The organism is Brevibacillus borstelensis, assembly GCF_037834415.1.
GTDB classification, from domain to species: Bacteria; Bacillota; Bacilli; order Brevibacillales; family Brevibacillaceae; genus Brevibacillus; species Brevibacillus borstelensis_A.
This window is the reverse complement of the sequence record NZ_JAUMSJ010000145.1, coordinates 1-230: the sequence shown is the minus strand read 5'-3', so window position 1 is coordinate 230 and position 230 is coordinate 1. Positions and strand designations below refer to the sequence as shown.

At 56.5% G+C, this 230-nt stretch carries 1 rRNA gene; it reads left to right on the top strand.

What is annotated here, in order from left to right:
• Nucleotides 1-230 (top strand): 23S ribosomal RNA (locus Q3F21_RS27340); the annotation flags it as partial.

Sequence of the window (230 nt, the reverse complement as noted above, 5' to 3'; positions counted from 1 at the left end):
GGACTGGGTAGGGGAGCGTTCCAAGCAGCGGTGAAGCCGTACCGGAAGGAGCGGTGGAGCGCTTGGAAGTGAGAATGCCGGTGTAAGTAGCGAAAAGACAAGTGAGAATCTTGTCCACCGAAAGCCTAAGGTTTCCTGGGGAAGGCTCGTCCTCCCAGGGTTAGTCGGGACCTAAGCTGAGGCCGAAAGGCGTAGGCGATGGACAACAGGTTGATATTCCTGTACCACCT